15 protein-coding genes are annotated in these 18,028 nt (G+C 35.6%); 9 read left to right on the top strand and 6 right to left on the bottom strand.

The genetic code is table 11. The features are described from left to right. The first annotated feature begins 137 nt into the window (after positions 1-137). Positions 138-1,313 (top strand): acetyl-CoA C-acyltransferase, encoded by a 1,176-nt coding sequence (locus GTR01_RS13260; protein ID WP_160138311.1) that lies wholly within the window; start codon positions 138-140, stop codon positions 1,311-1,313. 888 nt (positions 1,314-2,201) lie between these two features. Further along, positions 2,202-3,506: a T9SS type A sorting domain-containing protein gene (locus GTR01_RS13255; RefSeq protein ID WP_160138310.1), complete on the top strand. Its 1,305-nt coding sequence runs from the start codon at positions 2,202-2,204 to the stop codon at positions 3,504-3,506. 92 nt (positions 3,507-3,598) lie between these two features. Here the strand turns inward: GTR01_RS13255 and GTR01_RS13250 are convergent, their stop codons facing one another. After that, a complete protein-coding gene (locus GTR01_RS13250) occupies positions 3,599-6,937 on the bottom strand; it encodes a DEAD/DEAH box helicase (protein ID WP_160138309.1) in 3,339 nt (1,112 codons plus the stop codon). Between the two features lie 227 nt (positions 6,938-7,164). Between GTR01_RS13250 and GTR01_RS13245 the strand changes: the two genes are divergently transcribed. The 3 genes from GTR01_RS13245 to GTR01_RS13235 all read left to right on the top strand — a co-directional run bounded on the left by GTR01_RS13245 (position 7,165) and on the right by GTR01_RS13235 (position 10,101). Further along, entirely contained in the window at positions 7,165-7,962 is a 798-nt protein-coding gene (locus GTR01_RS13245) for an SDR family oxidoreductase (RefSeq protein WP_160138308.1), read from the top strand. A gap of 59 nt (positions 7,963-8,021) precedes the next feature. Then, positions 8,022-8,936, top strand: a complete 915-nt coding sequence (locus GTR01_RS13240) for a helix-turn-helix domain-containing protein (RefSeq protein ID WP_160138307.1) — start codon at positions 8,022-8,024, stop codon at positions 8,934-8,936. A gap of 157 nt (positions 8,937-9,093) precedes the next feature. Beyond that, positions 9,094-10,101, top strand: a complete 1,008-nt coding sequence (locus GTR01_RS13235; protein WP_160138306.1) for a T9SS type A sorting domain-containing protein — start codon at positions 9,094-9,096, stop codon at positions 10,099-10,101. A 93-nt stretch (positions 10,102-10,194) separates the two neighbouring features. Here GTR01_RS13235 and GTR01_RS13230 read toward each other — a convergent pair whose 3' ends face one another. From GTR01_RS13230 to GTR01_RS13220, 3 genes are all read right to left on the bottom strand, one after another. Continuing rightward, the gene (locus GTR01_RS13230) at positions 10,195-10,812 is read right to left on the bottom strand and encodes a GNAT family N-acetyltransferase (protein WP_160138305.1); all 618 of its coding nucleotides are present in this window, start codon (positions 10,810-10,812) and stop codon (positions 10,195-10,197) included. A gap of 87 nt (positions 10,813-10,899) precedes the next feature. Beyond that, entirely contained in the window at positions 10,900-11,529 is a 630-nt protein-coding gene (locus tag GTR01_RS13225; RefSeq protein WP_160138304.1) for a hypothetical protein, read from the bottom strand. A 131-nt stretch (positions 11,530-11,660) separates the two neighbouring features. Further along, positions 11,661-12,506 carry a helix-turn-helix domain-containing protein gene (locus GTR01_RS13220; RefSeq protein WP_228452235.1) on the bottom strand — a complete coding sequence of 282 codons (846 nt, stop codon included), beginning with the start codon at positions 12,504-12,506 and terminating at the stop codon, positions 11,661-11,663. Positions 12,507-12,699: 193 nt separating this feature from the next. Between GTR01_RS13220 and GTR01_RS13215 the strand changes: the two genes are divergently transcribed. Then, positions 12,700-13,860 carry an MFS transporter gene (locus GTR01_RS13215; protein ID WP_160138303.1) on the top strand — a complete coding sequence of 387 codons (1,161 nt, stop codon included), beginning with the start codon at positions 12,700-12,702 and terminating at the stop codon, positions 13,858-13,860. 50 nt (positions 13,861-13,910) lie between these two features. Here GTR01_RS13215 and GTR01_RS13210 read toward each other — a convergent pair whose 3' ends face one another. Together GTR01_RS13210 and GTR01_RS13205 are read right to left on the bottom strand one after the other, a co-directional pair. Further along, on the bottom strand, positions 13,911-14,300 hold the full coding sequence (locus tag GTR01_RS13210; protein WP_160138302.1) for a hypothetical protein: 390 nt from the start codon (positions 14,298-14,300) through the stop codon (positions 13,911-13,913). Between the two features lie 35 nt (positions 14,301-14,335). Beyond that, positions 14,336-15,715 (bottom strand): MFS transporter, encoded by a 1,380-nt coding sequence (locus GTR01_RS13205; protein ID WP_160138301.1) that lies wholly within the window; start codon positions 15,713-15,715, stop codon positions 14,336-14,338. 74 nt (positions 15,716-15,789) lie between these two features. Here GTR01_RS13205 and GTR01_RS13200 point away from each other — a divergent pair, with 74 nt between their 5' ends. The 3 genes from GTR01_RS13200 to GTR01_RS13190 all read left to right on the top strand — a co-directional run bounded on the left by GTR01_RS13200 (position 15,790) and on the right by GTR01_RS13190 (position 18,027). Further along, positions 15,790-16,635, top strand: a complete 846-nt coding sequence (locus GTR01_RS13200) for an AraC family transcriptional regulator (RefSeq protein ID WP_160138300.1) — start codon at positions 15,790-15,792, stop codon at positions 16,633-16,635. Between the two features lie 136 nt (positions 16,636-16,771). Further along, complete coding sequence (locus GTR01_RS13195; RefSeq protein WP_160138299.1) at positions 16,772-17,266, top strand: MarR family winged helix-turn-helix transcriptional regulator; 495 nt, start codon at positions 16,772-16,774, stop codon at positions 17,264-17,266. After that, on the top strand, positions 17,263-18,027 hold the full coding sequence (locus GTR01_RS13190; RefSeq protein ID WP_160138298.1) for a hypothetical protein: 765 nt from the start codon (positions 17,263-17,265) through the stop codon (positions 18,025-18,027). Before GTR01_RS13195 ends, GTR01_RS13190 begins: the two co-directional genes overlap by 4 nt. Position 18,028: the final 1 nt, after the last annotated feature.

The raw sequence follows: 18,028 nt of genomic DNA, 5'->3' as shown, positions 1-18,028 counted from the left end.
TTTATGAGTAGGACTTTTTTTTATTTGACAATATACCGATTGGTATATTTTGTATATTTGTGTGAAGACTTTTTTAAAAGCAAAATTTTTTAACCTAAAATATACCGATTAGTATATTTTTAAAATTAATAAAAACTATGAAAGAAGCATTTATCATGGCAGCCAAAAGAACTCCTATAGGAGGTTTTATGGGAAGTTTATCAAGTTTTACTGCTCCTCAGTTAGGAGCAATAGCTATACAGGATACTTATGAAAGTGTATCTGTCTCTCCCGCAAATATAGAGAGTGTATATATGGGAAATGTACTGAGCGCAGGAGTAGGACAATCACCAGCAAGACAAGCTGCTATTTTTTCGAAAATTCCGGTAGACAAAGATGCTACTACTGTCAATAAAGTATGTGCTTCCGGAATGAAAGCTGCCATGATCGGGGCGCAGCAGATTCAACTTGGATTGGAAAATCTTGTTATGACAGGTGGAATGGAAAGCATGAGTAATGTGCCTCATTACAATTATCTTCGCCAGGGGCGGAAATTAGGGGATACTACACTTGTTGACGGCTTAATTAAAGACGGTTTATGGGATGTGTATCATAATTTTCACATGGGAAGTGCTGCAGAATTAGGAGTGAAAAAGTATGGCTTAACAAGACAACATTTGGATGATTATGCATTGATATCTTATAAAAGAGCTCAGGAAGCAGCTTCCGGAAATAAATTTAACGAAGAATTAATTAGCATTACCATTGAAGGAAAGAAAGGAACTGTACTGGTAGATCGGGATGAAGACATAGATAAGCTGATTCCTGAAAAAATTTCTCTGTTGAAACCGGCTTTTGAAAATGATGGAGTTCTCACAGCAGCCAATTCGAGTAACCTGAATGATGGAGCGGCAGCAATATTGCTTGGATCTTCACAAGCGATACAAGAATATCATCTTAAACCATTGGCTCGAATTGTTGCCTACGCAGATGCCGCGCAATCTCCGGAATGGTTTACTACCTCTCCATCTGTTGCCATTCAAAAAATTCTGAAGAATACAGGATTGCGTTTGTCCAATATTGATTATTTTGAAATTAATGAAGCCTATTCTTCCGTGATCCTATCCAACCAGCAAATTCTGGGATATGATTTGAATAAAGTTAATATATATGGTGGTGCTGTTGCAATGGGACATCCGATTGGTGCTTCGGGAGCAAGAATTATTGCAACATTAGTCAATGTATTGCGCCAGGAAGGAGGTCGATATGGTATTGCTGCCATTTGTAATGGCGGTGGTGGAGCTTCGGCAATTCTTATTGAAAATCTGAATTAAAAAGCATAATCAGTACAGAAAAGACGGCTAAAAGGGTTTCATAAAAATAGTAAATATGGAAGCGGAAAGGCATGAATGATTTGGAAAATAATATGCACCCTTCATACGCCGTCTTTTACTGTTAATTAAAGAAACTTCTGATAAAAGAGTGACTCGTTTAAAGATGACATAAGTACTATTAAAACCGGAAAATGATCTTTATATACTTTCATCTGGAAGAAATAAATCTGGATTAATTGGGATGAGAGTTTATTCAATTAATAAATGAATTAAATAGGTTTAAATAATTAATATTTAGTTGTTTATTATAAAGATATTATACTTGTAAGTTTTCCTGCAAAAGCTAAATAATACATCCAGAAAATCATCACAAAGCTTTAATGTCAGGATTAAAACTTTGAAATACCTTCATAAGAATCGGAGTATTACGATAGAAACTTTTTTATGGAGGATCAGCTAAATTTGAAATTCTCAATAGCATGTTTTCTATTTGTATACTCCATTTGCTATTTTTAAGGTGGTTTTAAGCCTTTAAACCTTTTAAACAAGAAAAACCCAATAAATACTGTAACCTACTTAAAATACACCTTTAAAGCGTTTACAACAAAGCTCCATAAAGAAAGAACAACTGATAAAACTTAAACGATCAAGATACTTATCAAAACGCTGGGGAATACAGTTAAAATCTAGGACGCAATAAATATAAGTTTTCATTTAATCTCAATAAAGAAGTGAACTTATTGGTAATTATATAATTAACAGTTGTTTTATTATTTATTTGATAATTAAATCTTGATAAATCTCTATAAACTGACAAATATCATTACTTTCTTATTTTTATTGATTCTAAATAAATATAAATTTGCCTCAACAAAAAATAAGAACTCCATGAAAAAAATAACTACTCTTTCTGCGATCATTTTATACGGGCTCATAGATGCCCAATACTGCACTCCGGTTTTTCAATATGGTGCAGGCAGTAATATGATCAGCAATGTCACCTTTGGGAGTATCAATAATGCTTCATCAACAAATTCATCCAATACTCAGGAATACGAAGACTTTACTTCTTTGTCTACTGATTTGATGGCGGGAAGTTCCTATCCAATATCGGTAAAAGGGCCGTCAAGTACTTTCCCAAGTGATGTAATGGTGTATATTGATTTTAATGGAAATGGTAGTTTTGATGACGCAGGAGAAGGTTTTTACATAGGCAGGTTAGAGGCTGCTAATCCAGCAAATGCTTTTACCATCGATAGTTATATTGCTGTTCCTGCAAATGTATCAGGTGGAAGCAAGAGAATGAGAGTTCTTAAAAATACCAATGTACAGGCTTATTCAGATCCTAATGCTGAGAATTCCATTCATTCTGCTTGTGATTCCGGATTAAGAGCTGGTCAGACTGAAGATTATACAGTGAATATTCAAGGAAATAACCTAGGGTTTCCGTTTCCTTATTGTGGAGCTGAAAATGTAACCAGCCTTACAGTAAGCGAAATAAGCAAGATAGAATTTGCAGGAGTAGTGAATGATAGTCCAATTGATGGAAATTCTCCGGTTATAGAAGACTTTACAGGAACCACTTTCAATGTTAATCGCGGCAGTGGATATCCAATAACCGTTACGGGTGGAACGCATGGACAAACAACTGTTTCTGCTTATGCCTATATCGATTTTAACCATAATAATCAGTTTGATGCTGATGAAAAGTTTAATCTGGGATATCTGGATAGTTCCAACCCTGTTTCAGGACATGAGTCAGGAGTAACTTCTGAAACCATTACTATTCCTGTGAATGCGTCATTAGGAAATACCCGTTTTAGGTTAGTTAAAGCGTATGAATCCAGTTCATGGATGGGAACATTGGAAAATCTTGCCTGTCCTTCAGGTTGGTTTATCGGTCAAGTAGAAGATTATACCATCAATGTACAGCCAGAAAGCCTTTCTACGACAGAAGTTTCTAAAGGAAAACCTATAGAGGTCAAGCTATATCCAAATCCAACATCTGGAAATGCAGTCATCAAGATGAAAGAAGGACTGGAGAAGTATGAGGTTTATTCTATTTCAGGGCAAAAACTTTTGGAAGGAAATTCTGAAACTGTGAATATGAGCAGTTGTATTCCAGGAAACTATCTGATTAAAATACAGACGAAAGATAAAAAAATAATTACCCAAAAGATGATTAAAAAGTAAAAACACATATCTAATCATATCCATATCAATTTTTGTTTTTTACCGGCAGATTTTATCTGTCGGTTTTGTTTTTTTAGATATTTGATAATGTATTAGTTAGATTCCAAAATATCCAGAAGATCTTGTTTTGAAAGTCCCTGGAATTTTGTTCCATCTGTTTTGAGAAGGTTTTGAGCCAGTAATTTCTTCTTTTTCTGAAGAGTAAGGATTTTCTCCTCTACGGTATTGGAACAGATCATACGGACAGCAATAACGTTTTTAGTTTGTCCTATACGGTAACTTCGGTCTATAGCTTGATTTTCGGTAGCAGGATTCCACCAAGGGTCGATCAGGTAAATGTAATCGGCTTGGGTGAGATTAAGCCCTACACCGCCAGCTTTTAAACTTATTAAAAACACGCGGATGTCTTCATTTTCCTGAAAATTAGCCACTTTTTCACCCCTGTCTTTGGTCTGTCCGGTAAGATATTCGAAAGGAATTCCATGACGTTCCAGCTCCGGTTTCAATAAGTCGAGCATTCCGACAAACTGTGAGAATACCAGGATTTTATGATCTTTCGATTTTCCAAGGATTTGCTCCATCAAAATTTCAATCTTTACTGCATGCTCTCCGGAATACCCCTCTTTAATCAATACAGGAGAATTACAGATCTGTCTGAGCCTTGTAAGACCTGTGAGAACATGGATGCTGTTTTTGTTGAGATCATCGTCATCATTGGCCGCAATAAATTCCCGAAGTTCTTTTTCGTAGGCATCATAAATTCGGCGTTGTTCAGCATTCATTTCGCAATAAATAACAGTTTCCGTTTTTTCAGGAAGCTCTTTAGCTACTTGCTTTTTAGTTCTGCGAAGAATAAAAGGTTTTATTTTCTGTTGAAGCTCCATGGCTCGTTTACTGAACTCAAATTTATCAATAGGAATGGCGTAAATATCTTTGAAATACTGTTTGCTGCCCAATAATCCAGGACAAGCGAAAGAAAGCTGGCTATAAAGATCAAAAGTGCTGTTTTCAACAGGAGTACCTGTTAATACAATTCTATTTCTGGCCTGTAGAAGTCTTGCTGCTTTATATCTTTCTGAATTAGGGTTTTTAATCGTCTGAGACTCATCCAGAAAAATATAATTAAAGTTAAAAGTTTTCAGAAAACGAATATCGGAAAGCAGCATTCCATAGCTGGTTAAGACCACTTCATACTCTGGGAAATGGACTGTTGTCTTTTGTCGATCCGCCCCATAATGAACCAACACCTTTATGGAAGGAGCGAATTTATTAATTTCTTCTTGCCAGTTGAAAAGAAGTGAAGTAGGAACCACAATAAGATGGGTGGTGCTGCCTCGTTTTTCCCTTTGAGAAAGAATAAATGCAAGAATCTGAATGGTTTTTCCCAATCCCATATCATCAGCCAGGCATCCGCCAAAATTAAAGTCATCAAGGAAATTGAGCCAATTTAACCCATCATGCTGATAATCTCTTAATTCAGCATGTAATTCAGTGGGAATTTTGACCTTTGGAATAGTTTTAACGGTTGAAAATTGAGTGGAATAAGTGGTAAGCTCATTCTGAACTTCAGTACTCAGAACTTCTTTTTCAAAAAGAGAGGAGACTTCTGTAAAATTGATTTTCGGAATTTTTAGCAGCTCCTCATCAATTTCTCCGGCTTGAAAATAAGCGGCAATCTTATCCATCCATTCTTCAGGAAGAATTCCCATGCTCCCATCATCCAGCTGTACGAATTTACTTTTATTACGAATGGTTCTGTGCAGCTGTTTCAAAGTGGCTTCTTTCTGACCAAAACCTACTTTTAGTTTAGCATTAAACCAATCCAGTCCGCTGGTGATCTGAATATTGATTTTGGCGCGGTGCGGATTCAGTTTGTTGTTTTTTAATTCATTAAAACCTAAAATAATGACCCCTTCATTTCGCCATACTTCAAACGCATTTAAAAACCAATGATCATCAAGGAATTTATCTCTGTGCAGATAAAAATATTGGTAACCATCCATCTGTTCTTCAAAGTCAGGATGCTGTTGCATTACTAAGGAGGTGAAGCGTGCTTCTGCCGCATCGTTTCTTTCTATTTTGAAGGGATTTCCATTCTGATCAGTATCAAAAATTTGCTTTCTGGAATACACCGGAACTTCTACCTGTCCATATTTCATAACAGGGGTGATCCCGATATAATTTTCCTGTTGTCGAAGATAAATAACCTTTTCTATCTGAAAATCCTTTTCTTCAAGCTGTACTTTTGTTGCTTCTTGTATATAGCTGTAATTGATGTGTATACGTTCTTCTAGTGTGGAGAGTATTTGCTTCATAAAACCCTCATATTTTGAAGAATGAATCAACAAAATCTCATTATTTGCTTTGAAAAACCTGATGACTTTGAGCATGTCGGGCTGGTCTACAAAGCTGAAAGTGTTGTTGTTATATACAAAATATTCATTTCTGATGATCACATTTTTAAAAGGAACAGAAACGTCATTAAATAGTAATTCTCCTGTGATTTCATAAAATGGATCTTTCTTAAATACAGATAGTTGAAGCTCTGCATCTAAAGTGTTAATTTTAACGGCGATCAAAGACTTTGAAGAGATCGTTTCAGCGATTTCACGATCATGATAATAGACCTCCAGATCAAGAGGATTTTTTACAATAAGCTTTAACGCCTCCAGTTCTGCAGGGTTATAATCTTCATTATAATTGTTCTGAAAAGTAGAAATAGCGGTGTAGAATTTTATATCCAAAGGTTTCTCTGCTTTCCAAATCAACTGCATGGCATCTACAGAAGTAACAGGATTTTTAATCTTTCCGGTTTGTGTAATCTCTGCTTCCATAAGGGTAAATACCAAATGATTGTAGTAACGGTGTTTTCCGATCACTAGTATTTGTCTTTTGCCGGTTTCTAAAGCTGCTAATTCATCCAATTTTGATGAAAGTTGGGGCAGAAGATCTTTTTGAAGCATCAGTTCATCCATGGGAAATATTTCCTTGATCTTGGGCGAAATGTCAAGCTTTCCGTTTTTCAATTCCAATTGAAAATACTGATCCAGGTCTTGTTCGTTTTCTAGCCCATAGCTTTTGGCTTTAGATACTAATGTTTTTTTACGGAGTATATCGTCAAAGAAGATTCTGTAATTTTTCTCTTCCAGAATACAATGAATAATTTCCGTCTGATGAGCACAAAGCTGTACTTTAGAATGATCACAGGTACAACTGCAAAGCAATGAATTTCCGATTAAGCTTATAGTAACCATAGGGAAATCCTGCAATGAAGATTTTTTGGTAAAGATTCCCGTATTATTTTCAATGGCAACGGGATAAACATCATGAAAATCAGTGATTCCAATAAATGAACTTTCTGCAGTATGCTTTAGGAGGTCATATACGGAAAGTGTACTGATATTGATGTTTTCTAGAATATATTCTGCCATAAAAATTGATCATACAAACTTACAAAAAAACAGGAAAAAGAAGGATGCTTACAATAGACCCGTCTAGAAATCCTTTTTTATGAAACAAGGTATCAGAATCATGGGATCATCGATTGATCGTTTGTTGTGAGTATTAAATCCATTTTGGCTACAGCTTAGCCCGTTTTGGCAACTCTTATTGTTGTGATGATTCTGAACTTTGTCCTGTAATTTTAAACAAGAAAAAAATGAAAACAATTTTTATAACAGGAGCTTCTACAGGATTAGGAAGAGCAACTGCACAATTATTTCAACAAAAAGGATGGAAGGTAATTGCTACCATGAGAAACCCTGATGCAGGTTCAGATCTTGCGTCTCTGGATAATGTAACGGTACTTCCTTTGGATGTAACTCATCCGGAACAGATACAAGCTATTGTAAAGAAAACTCTAGAATTGGGAGATGTAGATGTGGTTTTTAATAATGCAGGATACGGTCTTATGGGGCCTTTGGAGGCATTGAGCGATGAACAGATTGTAAGACAAATGAATACTAATTTATTGGGGACTATCCGAGTTACTCAGGCATTTACCCCTTATTTTAGAGAAAAAGAGAAAGGAATCTTTATTACTACAACTTCTATTGGTGGATTGATGACTTTCCCTCTGAATTCAATTTACCATGCTACAAAATGGGCATTAGAAGGCTGGAGCGAAAGTATGGCTTTTGAATTGAATTCTTTCGGAATTGATATTAAAACGGTTTCTCCCGGAGGAATTAAGACTGATTTTGTAAGCCGTTCTTTGGATTCTGCATCAAGTCCTGCCTATGAAGACATTATAAACGCTCTATATTCCAAAATGGAAGGAATGATGGAAGTGGCTTCTACCGCAGAACAAATTGCAGAAGTAGTTTATGAGGCTGCGACAGACGGTAAAAAGCAATTAAGATATGTGGCAGGTGAAGATGCCAAAACCTTGTATACGCAACGTTTGGAAATAGGAGCGGAAGCATTCAGAGAGCAATTGGGTAAACAGTTTTTTTAAAGTGTTATAAAACAGTGTGATTGCTGTGTTTTTAATCTGATAATTTGTAAATTTATATCATGGAAAAGAAAGATCATATCCCTCGGAAAATTTCATCCATTTCAGAACTGCATACTCTTTTGCAGCTTCCTAAACCACTGCATCCGCTGGTAAGTCTTGTGGATAATACGAAAATGGTTGTCAATAAGGAATTGTTGAGCAGAAGTTTTATTTTTAATTTTTATAAAATCTCATATAAATATTCCAAAGTAGGAAAAATGGGATATGGGCAGGGGTATTATGATTTTAATGAAGGCGGAATGATGTTTACAGCCCCGGGACAAGTTCTTTCAACGGATGAAAGTACCGGGTATTGTGGATACACATTGTTGATTCATCCGGATTTTTTGAGAAGTTATCCTTTGGCTAGAAATATTAAAAATTTCGGATTCTTTTCCTACGATACTAATGAAGCACTGCATCTGTCTGATCAGGAAAAAAATATCATTACAGGGTTGCTGGACAGTATTATAAATGAACTTAATACAGCCATTGATGAAGTGAGTCAGGATGTTGTGGTTTCTTATATTGAAGTGCTTCTGAATTACAGCAACCGTTTTTATAAAAGACAGTTTATTACAAGAAAGGCCGTTAATAATGATCTGTTGACTAAAATGGATCTGATATTGGAAGATTATTTTACTCAGGAGAAGACATTGGCTCAAGGACTTCCCACTGTAGAGTTTCTGGCTTATGAACTGAACCTGTCGCCGCACTACCTTAGTGATATGCTAAGAAATCTTACGGGACAGAATGCTCAGCAGCATATTCACGAAAAGCTGATTGAAAAAGCGAAAGAATATCTTACAACAACCCGTTTTTCTGTCTCGGAAGTAGCCTATGCACTAGGGTTTGAGCATCCGCAGTCTTTTAATAAATTATTTAAAAAGAAAACAGATCAAACACCTTTAAGCTACAGACAATTGTTTAATTAAGTATAAGAGTATGCCCAGCCGGAATGGCTGGGTATTTTGTTGAGTGCAGTTGGTAGAATAAACATGGCTTTGGGTAGATAAAAATATAAGGTAAGAAATAATGGGTGTTATATTCATGAGGAAAATTATTAAGCAAACAACCTTAAATCAAAATATCATGAAAAAATTAAACTTTATTTTATTCCTAACTGCCGGAATAATGTCTTATGCGCAGCCATCGATAACACGGGCAGGAGTAGATCGTATTAATAGTACTATTAATTTGAAGTCTGGAGATGTAACAGGAACTTCCATTACTGCAGGTTCTTCCGGTGCCAATATTACCTGGGATTTTTCAGCGTATACAGGAGTTAACCCTGTTTCATTTGTGAATAGGGTATGTCCCGGGCAAACCAATTGTTTTCGATTTCCGGGAGCGAACAGAATTTCAATGTTGACTAATGTAGACACAAGTGATTTTAGTTCTATGACAGATACTGACGCTACGATGCTGGGATCTTATTCGGGGCCAGCATTGGGAGATGTTACAGTTACTTATGTAAACCCTTTAATTGAGTATAAATTTCCGATTACTTACCTGCAGCAGTTTGATGATACTTATGAGTTTAACAGTGTTTCCGCTGCTATTGGAAATGTAAATGAAACAGGGCAGGTGAGTGTTACTGTTGATGGCTATGGTACAGTGATTACTCCAAAAGGGACATATCCTAATGTATTGAGAATAAAAAGAATGAGAACGGCTACACAGGTCATTGCCAGTTCGCCTGCCCCTATTACTGCGACTTATACGAATGAGTCTTACCAATGGGTGAGTCAGACGGGCGGGATGGTTTTCAGTTTTGCTATTAATACTTCTGTACTGAATGGAGTTTCAAATACTTCTAAATCAGTGTCTTATATTGATTCTTCAGTGCTATCTACAGCTGATCTGGACAACAAAAAGGCAGAAATTATAGTATATCCTAATCCAAGCTCTGATTATATTACAGTAACCTCCAAAGAGGATCTTAAAAAGATTACAATTAATTCTTTAGAAGGAAAGACTGTTTTAACTGCTGAAAATTCCAGAAATATTAATGTTTCAAAACTGTCTAAAGGTATTTATATCCTTCAGGGGGAATTGAAGAATGGAACTATTATTTCAAAGAAAATAATCAAAAAGTAAGTGATTGTTGATAGATAATCAGGCGTAAAAATTTTATGTTTTACGCCTGATCTTTATATTTTTAGATCATTTTACCTTTCAAAAGCTTAAATTTTAGCTTTTCAATGAAGTTTCTTTTTCTCTGATCAGTGCTTCTATTTTTTGTCTTGCTGCTTCCCACTCATCATCCAGAATACTGTAATAGGCGGCGTTTCGGGTAGTACCATCATTTTGAATTTTGTCTTTACGTAAAATTCCTTCAAATACTCCGCCTATTTTTTCGATGGCTTTTCTGGATCTGATGTTATTGTCTTTTGTTTTCAGCTGTACCCGATTGGTCTTTAATACTTCAAAGCAGTAAGTGAGCAATAGTAATTTGCATTCTAAATTGATCGAAGTTCCCCAAAACTCTTTGGTAATCCAAGTCCAGCCGATTTCTAATTTTTTGTCTGAAGGATAAATTTCAAAAAATCTTGTGGAACCTATCAGTTTTTGAGTTTCCTTATGTCTTATAACGAAAGGATATTGTCTTTCTGTTTCACGTTCTGATAGGGCTAATTCGTAGTTTTGATAAAATATCGTTCTGTCTGTCCCGTCGGTAGGAATCAAGGCCCAAAGGTCTTTATCTGCAGCGGCAGCAAATAATTCTTCAAAATGCTCTTTTTCTAAAGGAATCAACTCTACATTTGTTCCTTCTAAAGTGGTAGGATGTGATATCCATTTCTCCTTCATATCATATTTTTTGGAGCAACTAAATTAATTAAAAACAAACAATTGTGGTATTTAATTAATTGAATTTTTGTTTTGTCTGAATAAAATTTATTGACTGATGTTTTCAATGGAATCAATTTGCCATTGATTACGATTGTTTTTGCTCAGGGTGTATTGATAAGTCATCCCAGAATTTTTTAAATGAAACTTTACACTACATGATTGAGGATTGTTCTGATTGGCAGTGAATTGTATCGATTTAATGTCTTGTAGGTCAGATTGATAATCATCCTGGGTTTTAAAAAAATAATCATAGTCAAAACCGTGTGGAGGGCCGTCATTAGCCGGATTCTTTTTAAAATACTCATCTCCTTCCACATAATTTTGTTTATAAGCGGAAAGAAACTTTTCAGATAAAAAATAGCTGCTTTTTAGAAAGGTTATTTCTTTATCCACCTGATTGAAGTCAACGGCATAGTCTGCAGCAGGCTCGTTTCCATCCTGAGAACCCCCTTTTATTGTGTTGAAGTGAGACAGATCATCTTCATGATCTCTATACCAGGTTACAAATGACTTTACGGTTTCAATGGCCGTATTATCCTGAAGTTTTGGGGTCGAATGTATAGTACTTTTTTGTTTGATAGTATCTTGTACAGCTTGCGGCTTCTGAATATCTTCTTTTTTGCAATGAATAAAAAGCAGACATGCTGCAGAAAGCAGCAATGGTTTTCCTGGCATAATTCGGTTTCTTTTTTTGTGGATGCTAAATTACAAAATACTTCCACTGGTTTATACATACCCTATGATTTCTTGTTATTCAGGAAATGGTTGTCATAATGAACGAGTTTTAGTGAGGAGGATGATCTAATTTATTTCTTAATTCGGTAATTTTCCCTGTAGGTATTGGCTGTAATGCCCGTACAACGTCTGAAATACCTGCAAAATAAAGAAGAATCTACAAATTGTAACTGATTGCTGATTTCTTTAATGGATAATGAAGTCGTTTTAAGAAGTTCTTCAGCCTGTTTGATGACTCTGTAGCTTATCCATTGTTTGATGGGCTTTCCGGTTTCCTTTTTGATTAAGCTGCTTAAATACTGCGGAGAAAGATGCAATTGGTCAGAATAAAATAAGACACTTCGTTCCAAATGCCCATGTTTGTTTAGCAATTCAAAAAAATGATCAATAATGCCTTGACTTCGGGTTTGTAAAAGGCTGTTGTTTTTAATTACCGGTAGATAAAGCTTTGAAATCAGTTCCAGAAGAGCGTAGAGTAGATATTGAACAGATTCCAGTGTGCTTTCTTCTTTTGTTTTGCTGTTGTATTCCTGAATGAGCTTTACGGTAGACCAAATGAGCTTTCTTGCTGAAGATTCTGTTTTTATTACCGGATTGAATTTAATTTCATCACTGGCTAGTAGAACAGTCAGAAAACTATAAGTGCTAATGAAATCCAGAGAGATGAAAAATACGGAGAGTTCAAGATCATTGCTGCCGGAAAAACTTCCCAGGTCAGTATCAGGCAATAACATGATGATAGAATTGGCCTGTATAGGAAAAGGAAGGGTATTGATTTGAAGATCCAATGTGCCATTTGATACAAAACAAAGCAGCAGTTTATTTAGATTTCCTGCCTTTCGATGGAATTCAGAGAGGTTATTTTGGGTGTATTTTTCAATACATAATCCTTCAAAATTGGGCTTTATCTCTATCATTGTACAGTTGGATTACTTCTTAGAATGGTTAATAATTTGAGGAACGATATTTCAGTGATCAAATGTAAGCAGTTAATTTTTCTTTTTAAAAGCATTGTTTAAAATGGAATATAAAATATCAAAAATGGAATGTATTTTATTGGAAGAGTGTTCCTAACTTCGCAAACGGAAATTTTAATCAAACACTGTTATAATGCAAGATAGAGAATCATTCAATGTGAAAATGCCTACGGCTTGTTTTTTACTTTTCTTTGCCCACGGACTTGTTTTCTCGTCATGGGCGAGCCGTATTCCCATTATTAAGGAGGCGCTTTCTATTAATGAAGCACAGCTGGGAACACTTTTACTGCTAATGCCGATAGGTCAGCTTTCTACGATGATGTTATCTGGAAAACTAATTAGTAAATACGGAAGCAGCAGAATCATTAAAACCTGTTTTTTGATCTACCCGGTATGTCTTTTATTAATTGGGCTTTCACCGTCTTATTGGATTCTGGCGGTGGTCTTGTTTTTCTTTGGTGTGAGTGGAAACTTATGTAATATAGCGATCAATACCCAGGCTATTGAAATAGAATCTATTACAAAAAGAACATTATTGTCTTCCTATCATGGGGCATGGTGTTTTGCCGGGCTGGTGGGAGCAGTATTAGGATTGCTTGCTATTAATCTGCACATAGAAACGTTTCATCATTTTGTACTGACCTTTGTTTTGGTGTCTTTACTTTGGCTGTATAGCAGAAATAATCTCACGAATATTATTCATAAAGCAGAGCCGCAAACACAATCTATTTTTAAATCTGTGAATCCTACCTTGGTGGGATTAGGGATTATTGGTTTTTTAAGTATGGCTATTGAAGGAGCTATGTTTGACTGGAGTGGGGTTTATTTTCAAACCATCGTAAAAGCGCCGGAAAACCTTGTTATATTGGGATATACGAGCTTTATCTTAATGATGACTTTAGGAAGGTTTGTTGGGAATAAAATCATTGAAAAATTGGGAAAACGCACTGTATTGCAGTTTTGCGGAGCCCTAATGAGTATTGGTCTTTTCCTGAGTGTTTTCTTTCCTGAACTATGGATCTGTATCATTGCATTTATGATTATCGGACTTGGAGCTTCTTTAAGTGTGCCGTCAGTTTATAGTACGATTGGAAAGGTGAACACCGTAGCACCAAGTATTGCTTTGTCTTTTGTATCCAGTATTTCCTTTTTAGGATTTCTGATTGGGCCACCTCTGATTGGATATATTGCAGAAGGCTTTGATCTCAGATATTCTTATGGTCTTTTTGCCTGCTTTGGAATTCTATTAAGCATTATGGCTGGAAAGATGAAGGTGTTTAGAAATGATAAATAATGCCATTGAAATATAAAAAAAACGGACTGTTTCATCAACAGTCCGTTTTTTTATATCCAGCTCTCTACGAGATGATACCATAATGCTTTTTCTTCATTGCAAAGAAAGACAGCTGAGCCTGTTCGTTGGTTTGCGATTCCCTCTGTTGTCTGAATTTCAATATAAGTAGCCAGGCCATGGTGTTCAGTTTGATGAATTTCTATGTTTTCAATCTGCACTTTTCGATCTGGAAATTTTCCAAAAACGCTTGGAAGCCAATCTGAAAACATAGCGAAGGTAATAGTGTTCCCGTCACCATTAATCATTTTGAATTCGGGAGAGAACCCTGAAAGTATCTTTTTGAATAGGAGATCCTTATTCTGAGCATTCCCTTGAAATAAGTTTTCAATATTTTCGCAGAAGTCTTTTAATTCGGTGTTAATTTTTTCTTTGTTGTTCATAGATTTAAAATTTATAATATTTTTTGTTTATAAAATCAAGCAGTGATATACTTTCGTAATCTACCATTACCCCACATTCCTATGATCTGAATAGCCCCGATCATACCAATAGCTACGGCAAAAGCCTCCGGAAATCCCAACACCTCAATCAGATTAAAAAATAGGGTTCCAATAACAGCGCCTCCCAATACACTCCCAACCTGAATTCCAATACTGATTAATCCTGAGGCCTGGCCAGCTTTATCCTTAGTTGTAAATGTAATAGCAGTCCGCATCATAACCGGCATAATGATACCATGACCTAGCCCTGCCATAAATAAAGTAATATGGGTGATCAAAGAAGGTTTTTGCTGAAAATAAAAGCATAATGCACTGAAAATAAATCCACCCATTAATAATCCCAAACCAATATAGATCATTGTATAAGAGGAAAGTTTTATTTTGGAAACCATCAACGGACCCAGAAAGAAAGCAATTCCATAAGGTACAATGGCTAGCCCTGTCTGCATAGAATCCTGATGTAAAAATTCCTGTAGATAATATGGGTAGCAAATAAACAAACCTGAGGTAAAATTGTAAAAGAAGAGGATCAAAAGGCTCAATGCAAAAGGTTGATGCTGTAATAATGTGGGATCTATCAGTACCGGACGATCATTTTTTAATAGATATGTTTCGTATCTAATGAAAGTGATTAATAAAGCTATTCCTGATATCATTATCATAAAGATCCACCATGCCCATTGATATTGCTGTCCAAAAATAAGTGGACAAATCAGCATAAGCAGGGCAATAATCAGCAATAATGCTCCCTTTAAATCAATACTTGAATTGGATTCTTGGTGGTTATTATCCATGGTAAAATGAACTCCCACAATGCATACAATAGTGATAGGGACATTCACAAGAAATACAAGCTCCCAGGAGAAATTTCCCCAATGCATACTGAGAAGTAATCCACCAAGCAATTGTCCAACGACAGAGGCTAACCCAAATACTGAACTAAAGAGACTTACTGCTTTGGGCTGTTCCTTACTGCTAAACAAAACTTTTATAGAAGCTAAAACCTGAGGGGCAAGTAATGAAGCTCCAACTCCTTGAAATAATCTGGCAATAATTAGCCATGTTACAGTAGGGGAAAAAGCGCAGGCCAGGGAAGACAACAAAAAGGTATACAATCCCAATGTGAAAATTTTCTTGCGCCCATAAAGATCGCCAAGTCTGCCGCCACAGACTACTAAGGCTCCATAAGTAAGCCCATAAATGGCAATAACCATTTGCAGCTGATGATCACTGGCTTTAAAAGCATTTTTTATGGAGGGCAATGCCATATTTACGATAAAATAATCCAGTGGTGAAAGAAAAGCTCCGACAATAAGGAAATTAAGTGCCTGCCATCGTTTCGGATAGGTGTTCATATTTTTTTATGCAAAAATAACCTCCTTGTGTTCTGGTAAAATTGTACTTTTGGAGGAAAATATAGTGTGGCATCATGAAAGGACTGCATCTTGAAGGAATTAAAGTGAAAGAAATAAAGCTTAAAGGAGAGACTGTTTTTAAAACTTCAACTTTTCTTTCATTTGTTTATATCGTAACAGGAAAAGGAAGTTTGCTGTATGATGAACGTTGTATTGATTTTACAGAAGGAAAACTATTTATTATTCCTCAGCAGGAATCCTATTGTTTCGAAAGTGAAAATGCTGATCTTATCAGTATTGAATGTCCGATTGAGTTTATTGATAAGATCCGTCTGGAAGCAGACCGCATTGAAAGTTGTGAAAACCTATATAAACTTCAATATATCAGCAATAATTATCATGCCCGTGCCGGATGTGTGTTCCGTAATAAAAATGATGAAGATTTTGCGGAAACTCTTATTCTGCAGATTGCAAATGAATTCAGGAATAAGGCAGAAGATTATCTGATCATCCGTAATTGTATCTCTATTTTACTTAATCTTATTGCCCGGAATATTATTCAAAGTGAAACATCAGACCTGCAGGAAAACAGAAAGGCTTTTTCCATCATGAAGATCATTACCTATATTCAAAAGCATATAAAAGATAGAGAAAAAACAGGTATACAAGCTATTGCAGAACATTTTGGGATCTCAGGGAACTACTTTGGAGAGTATTTTAAACAACAAACCGGAGTTTCTTATCAGGATTATTTATTGGATTATAGGCTTAAACTCGTAGAAACTTATTTGAAATACAGCAGTATAAGACTAAGTGAGATTGCTTATGAGCTGCAGTTCAGCGATGAGAGTCACCTTTCCAAAATTTTTAAAAAATACAGAGGCATTACACCAGGTGAATATCGAAAGAGGAATAAGTAAACAAGCAATAGCAGGACTTTTCTTGTTTTTTTGTAAACTCTTGATTCATTAGACTTTAAAACTTTTTCAAAAATTAACATAGTGAACTATATAGTTGACTATGTATTTGTATATATTTACATCAAATATTTTTCAAATGGATTTTGACTTTATTAAAGAATTGGGATATAAAGCATTAGATAGCAGATTAAAAAGAATCAGCGACCGGATGGCTCATGATGTAAGGAAATTCTACAAGGAGTTTGGAATTGATGTGGAGCCTAACTGGTATCTTGTGTTTATGCTCTTACAGCAAAGAGGTGTGATCTCGATTACGGATATTGCTGAGCCATTGGGATATTCTCATCCGTCTGTAGTAATTATTGTGAAGAAAATGACAGAAAAAGGATATCTGATCATTAAGAAAGACGCTACGGATAAACGAAAACAGATGATTTCACTGTCTCCTAAAGCTATTGAAATGCTTCCTCAATTGGAGCAAATTTGGGATAGTTGTGAAAAATCTATTTTACAATTACTTTCAGAGGATTTATCTATTTTTTCTTATCTGGATGCCATTGATCAGGAATTAAAAGAGGAGTCTTTCCACAATCGATTTAAAAAAGAATACTTAAAATCAATACAGCCATGAAAACACTTTTTCTTATTACCGCAATGCTTTTCTCTAACCTTATGATTTCAGCTGCTGAAACTAAAGTAATGATCAGGGCGAAAGCAAGAGATGCTAAATTTATTGGAAGCTCATTGGGTGGTGCCCATATTATTGTAAGGAATAAACTAAACCAAAAAATTCTAGCAGAAGGAAATACTACCGGAAGTACCGGAAACACAGATTTGATTATGAAAACTCCTAAAGTCAGGGGAAATTCAATTACTGATGATCAGACGGGAGGGTTTGTGGCAACAATTGACATTGAGGAACCTACATTTGTTACAATAGAAGTCATTTCACCTGTAAACAGCAGACAGGCGCAGGCAGTGGTAAATACTGAATTGTGGCTGATCCCTGGAAAAAATATACTGGGAGAAGGTATTATTCTTGAAATTCCCGGGTATATTATTGATATTTTAAAACCCAGAACCCATCAGTATATTGCCTTAAATACCATTAAAGATAAACCCTTTTTATTTCAGGCCAATATTGTTATGATGTGTGGATGTGTGATTGAAAAAGGAGGAGTTTGGAATTCTGATGAGATTGAAGTAAAAGGAATCCTTAAAAAAGACGGGAAATTTGTAAAGAATATTGATATGTCCTGGGTTTCTACCAATCTATTTGAAGGAAATCACCTCATTAATACTGCAGGAAATTATGAGCTTACATTGTATGCTTACCATGAGAAAACGGGGAATACGGGAGTAGATAAAGTAAACTATGTCGTTTTTGAATAGT

Origin of the sequence: Chryseobacterium sp. c4a (genome assembly GCF_009900745.1) — a bacterium.
Lineage (GTDB): Bacteria > Bacteroidota > Bacteroidia > Flavobacteriales > Weeksellaceae > Chryseobacterium.
The sequence above is the reverse complement of the archived record's forward strand: the minus strand, read 5'-3'. Positions and strand labels throughout refer to the sequence as shown.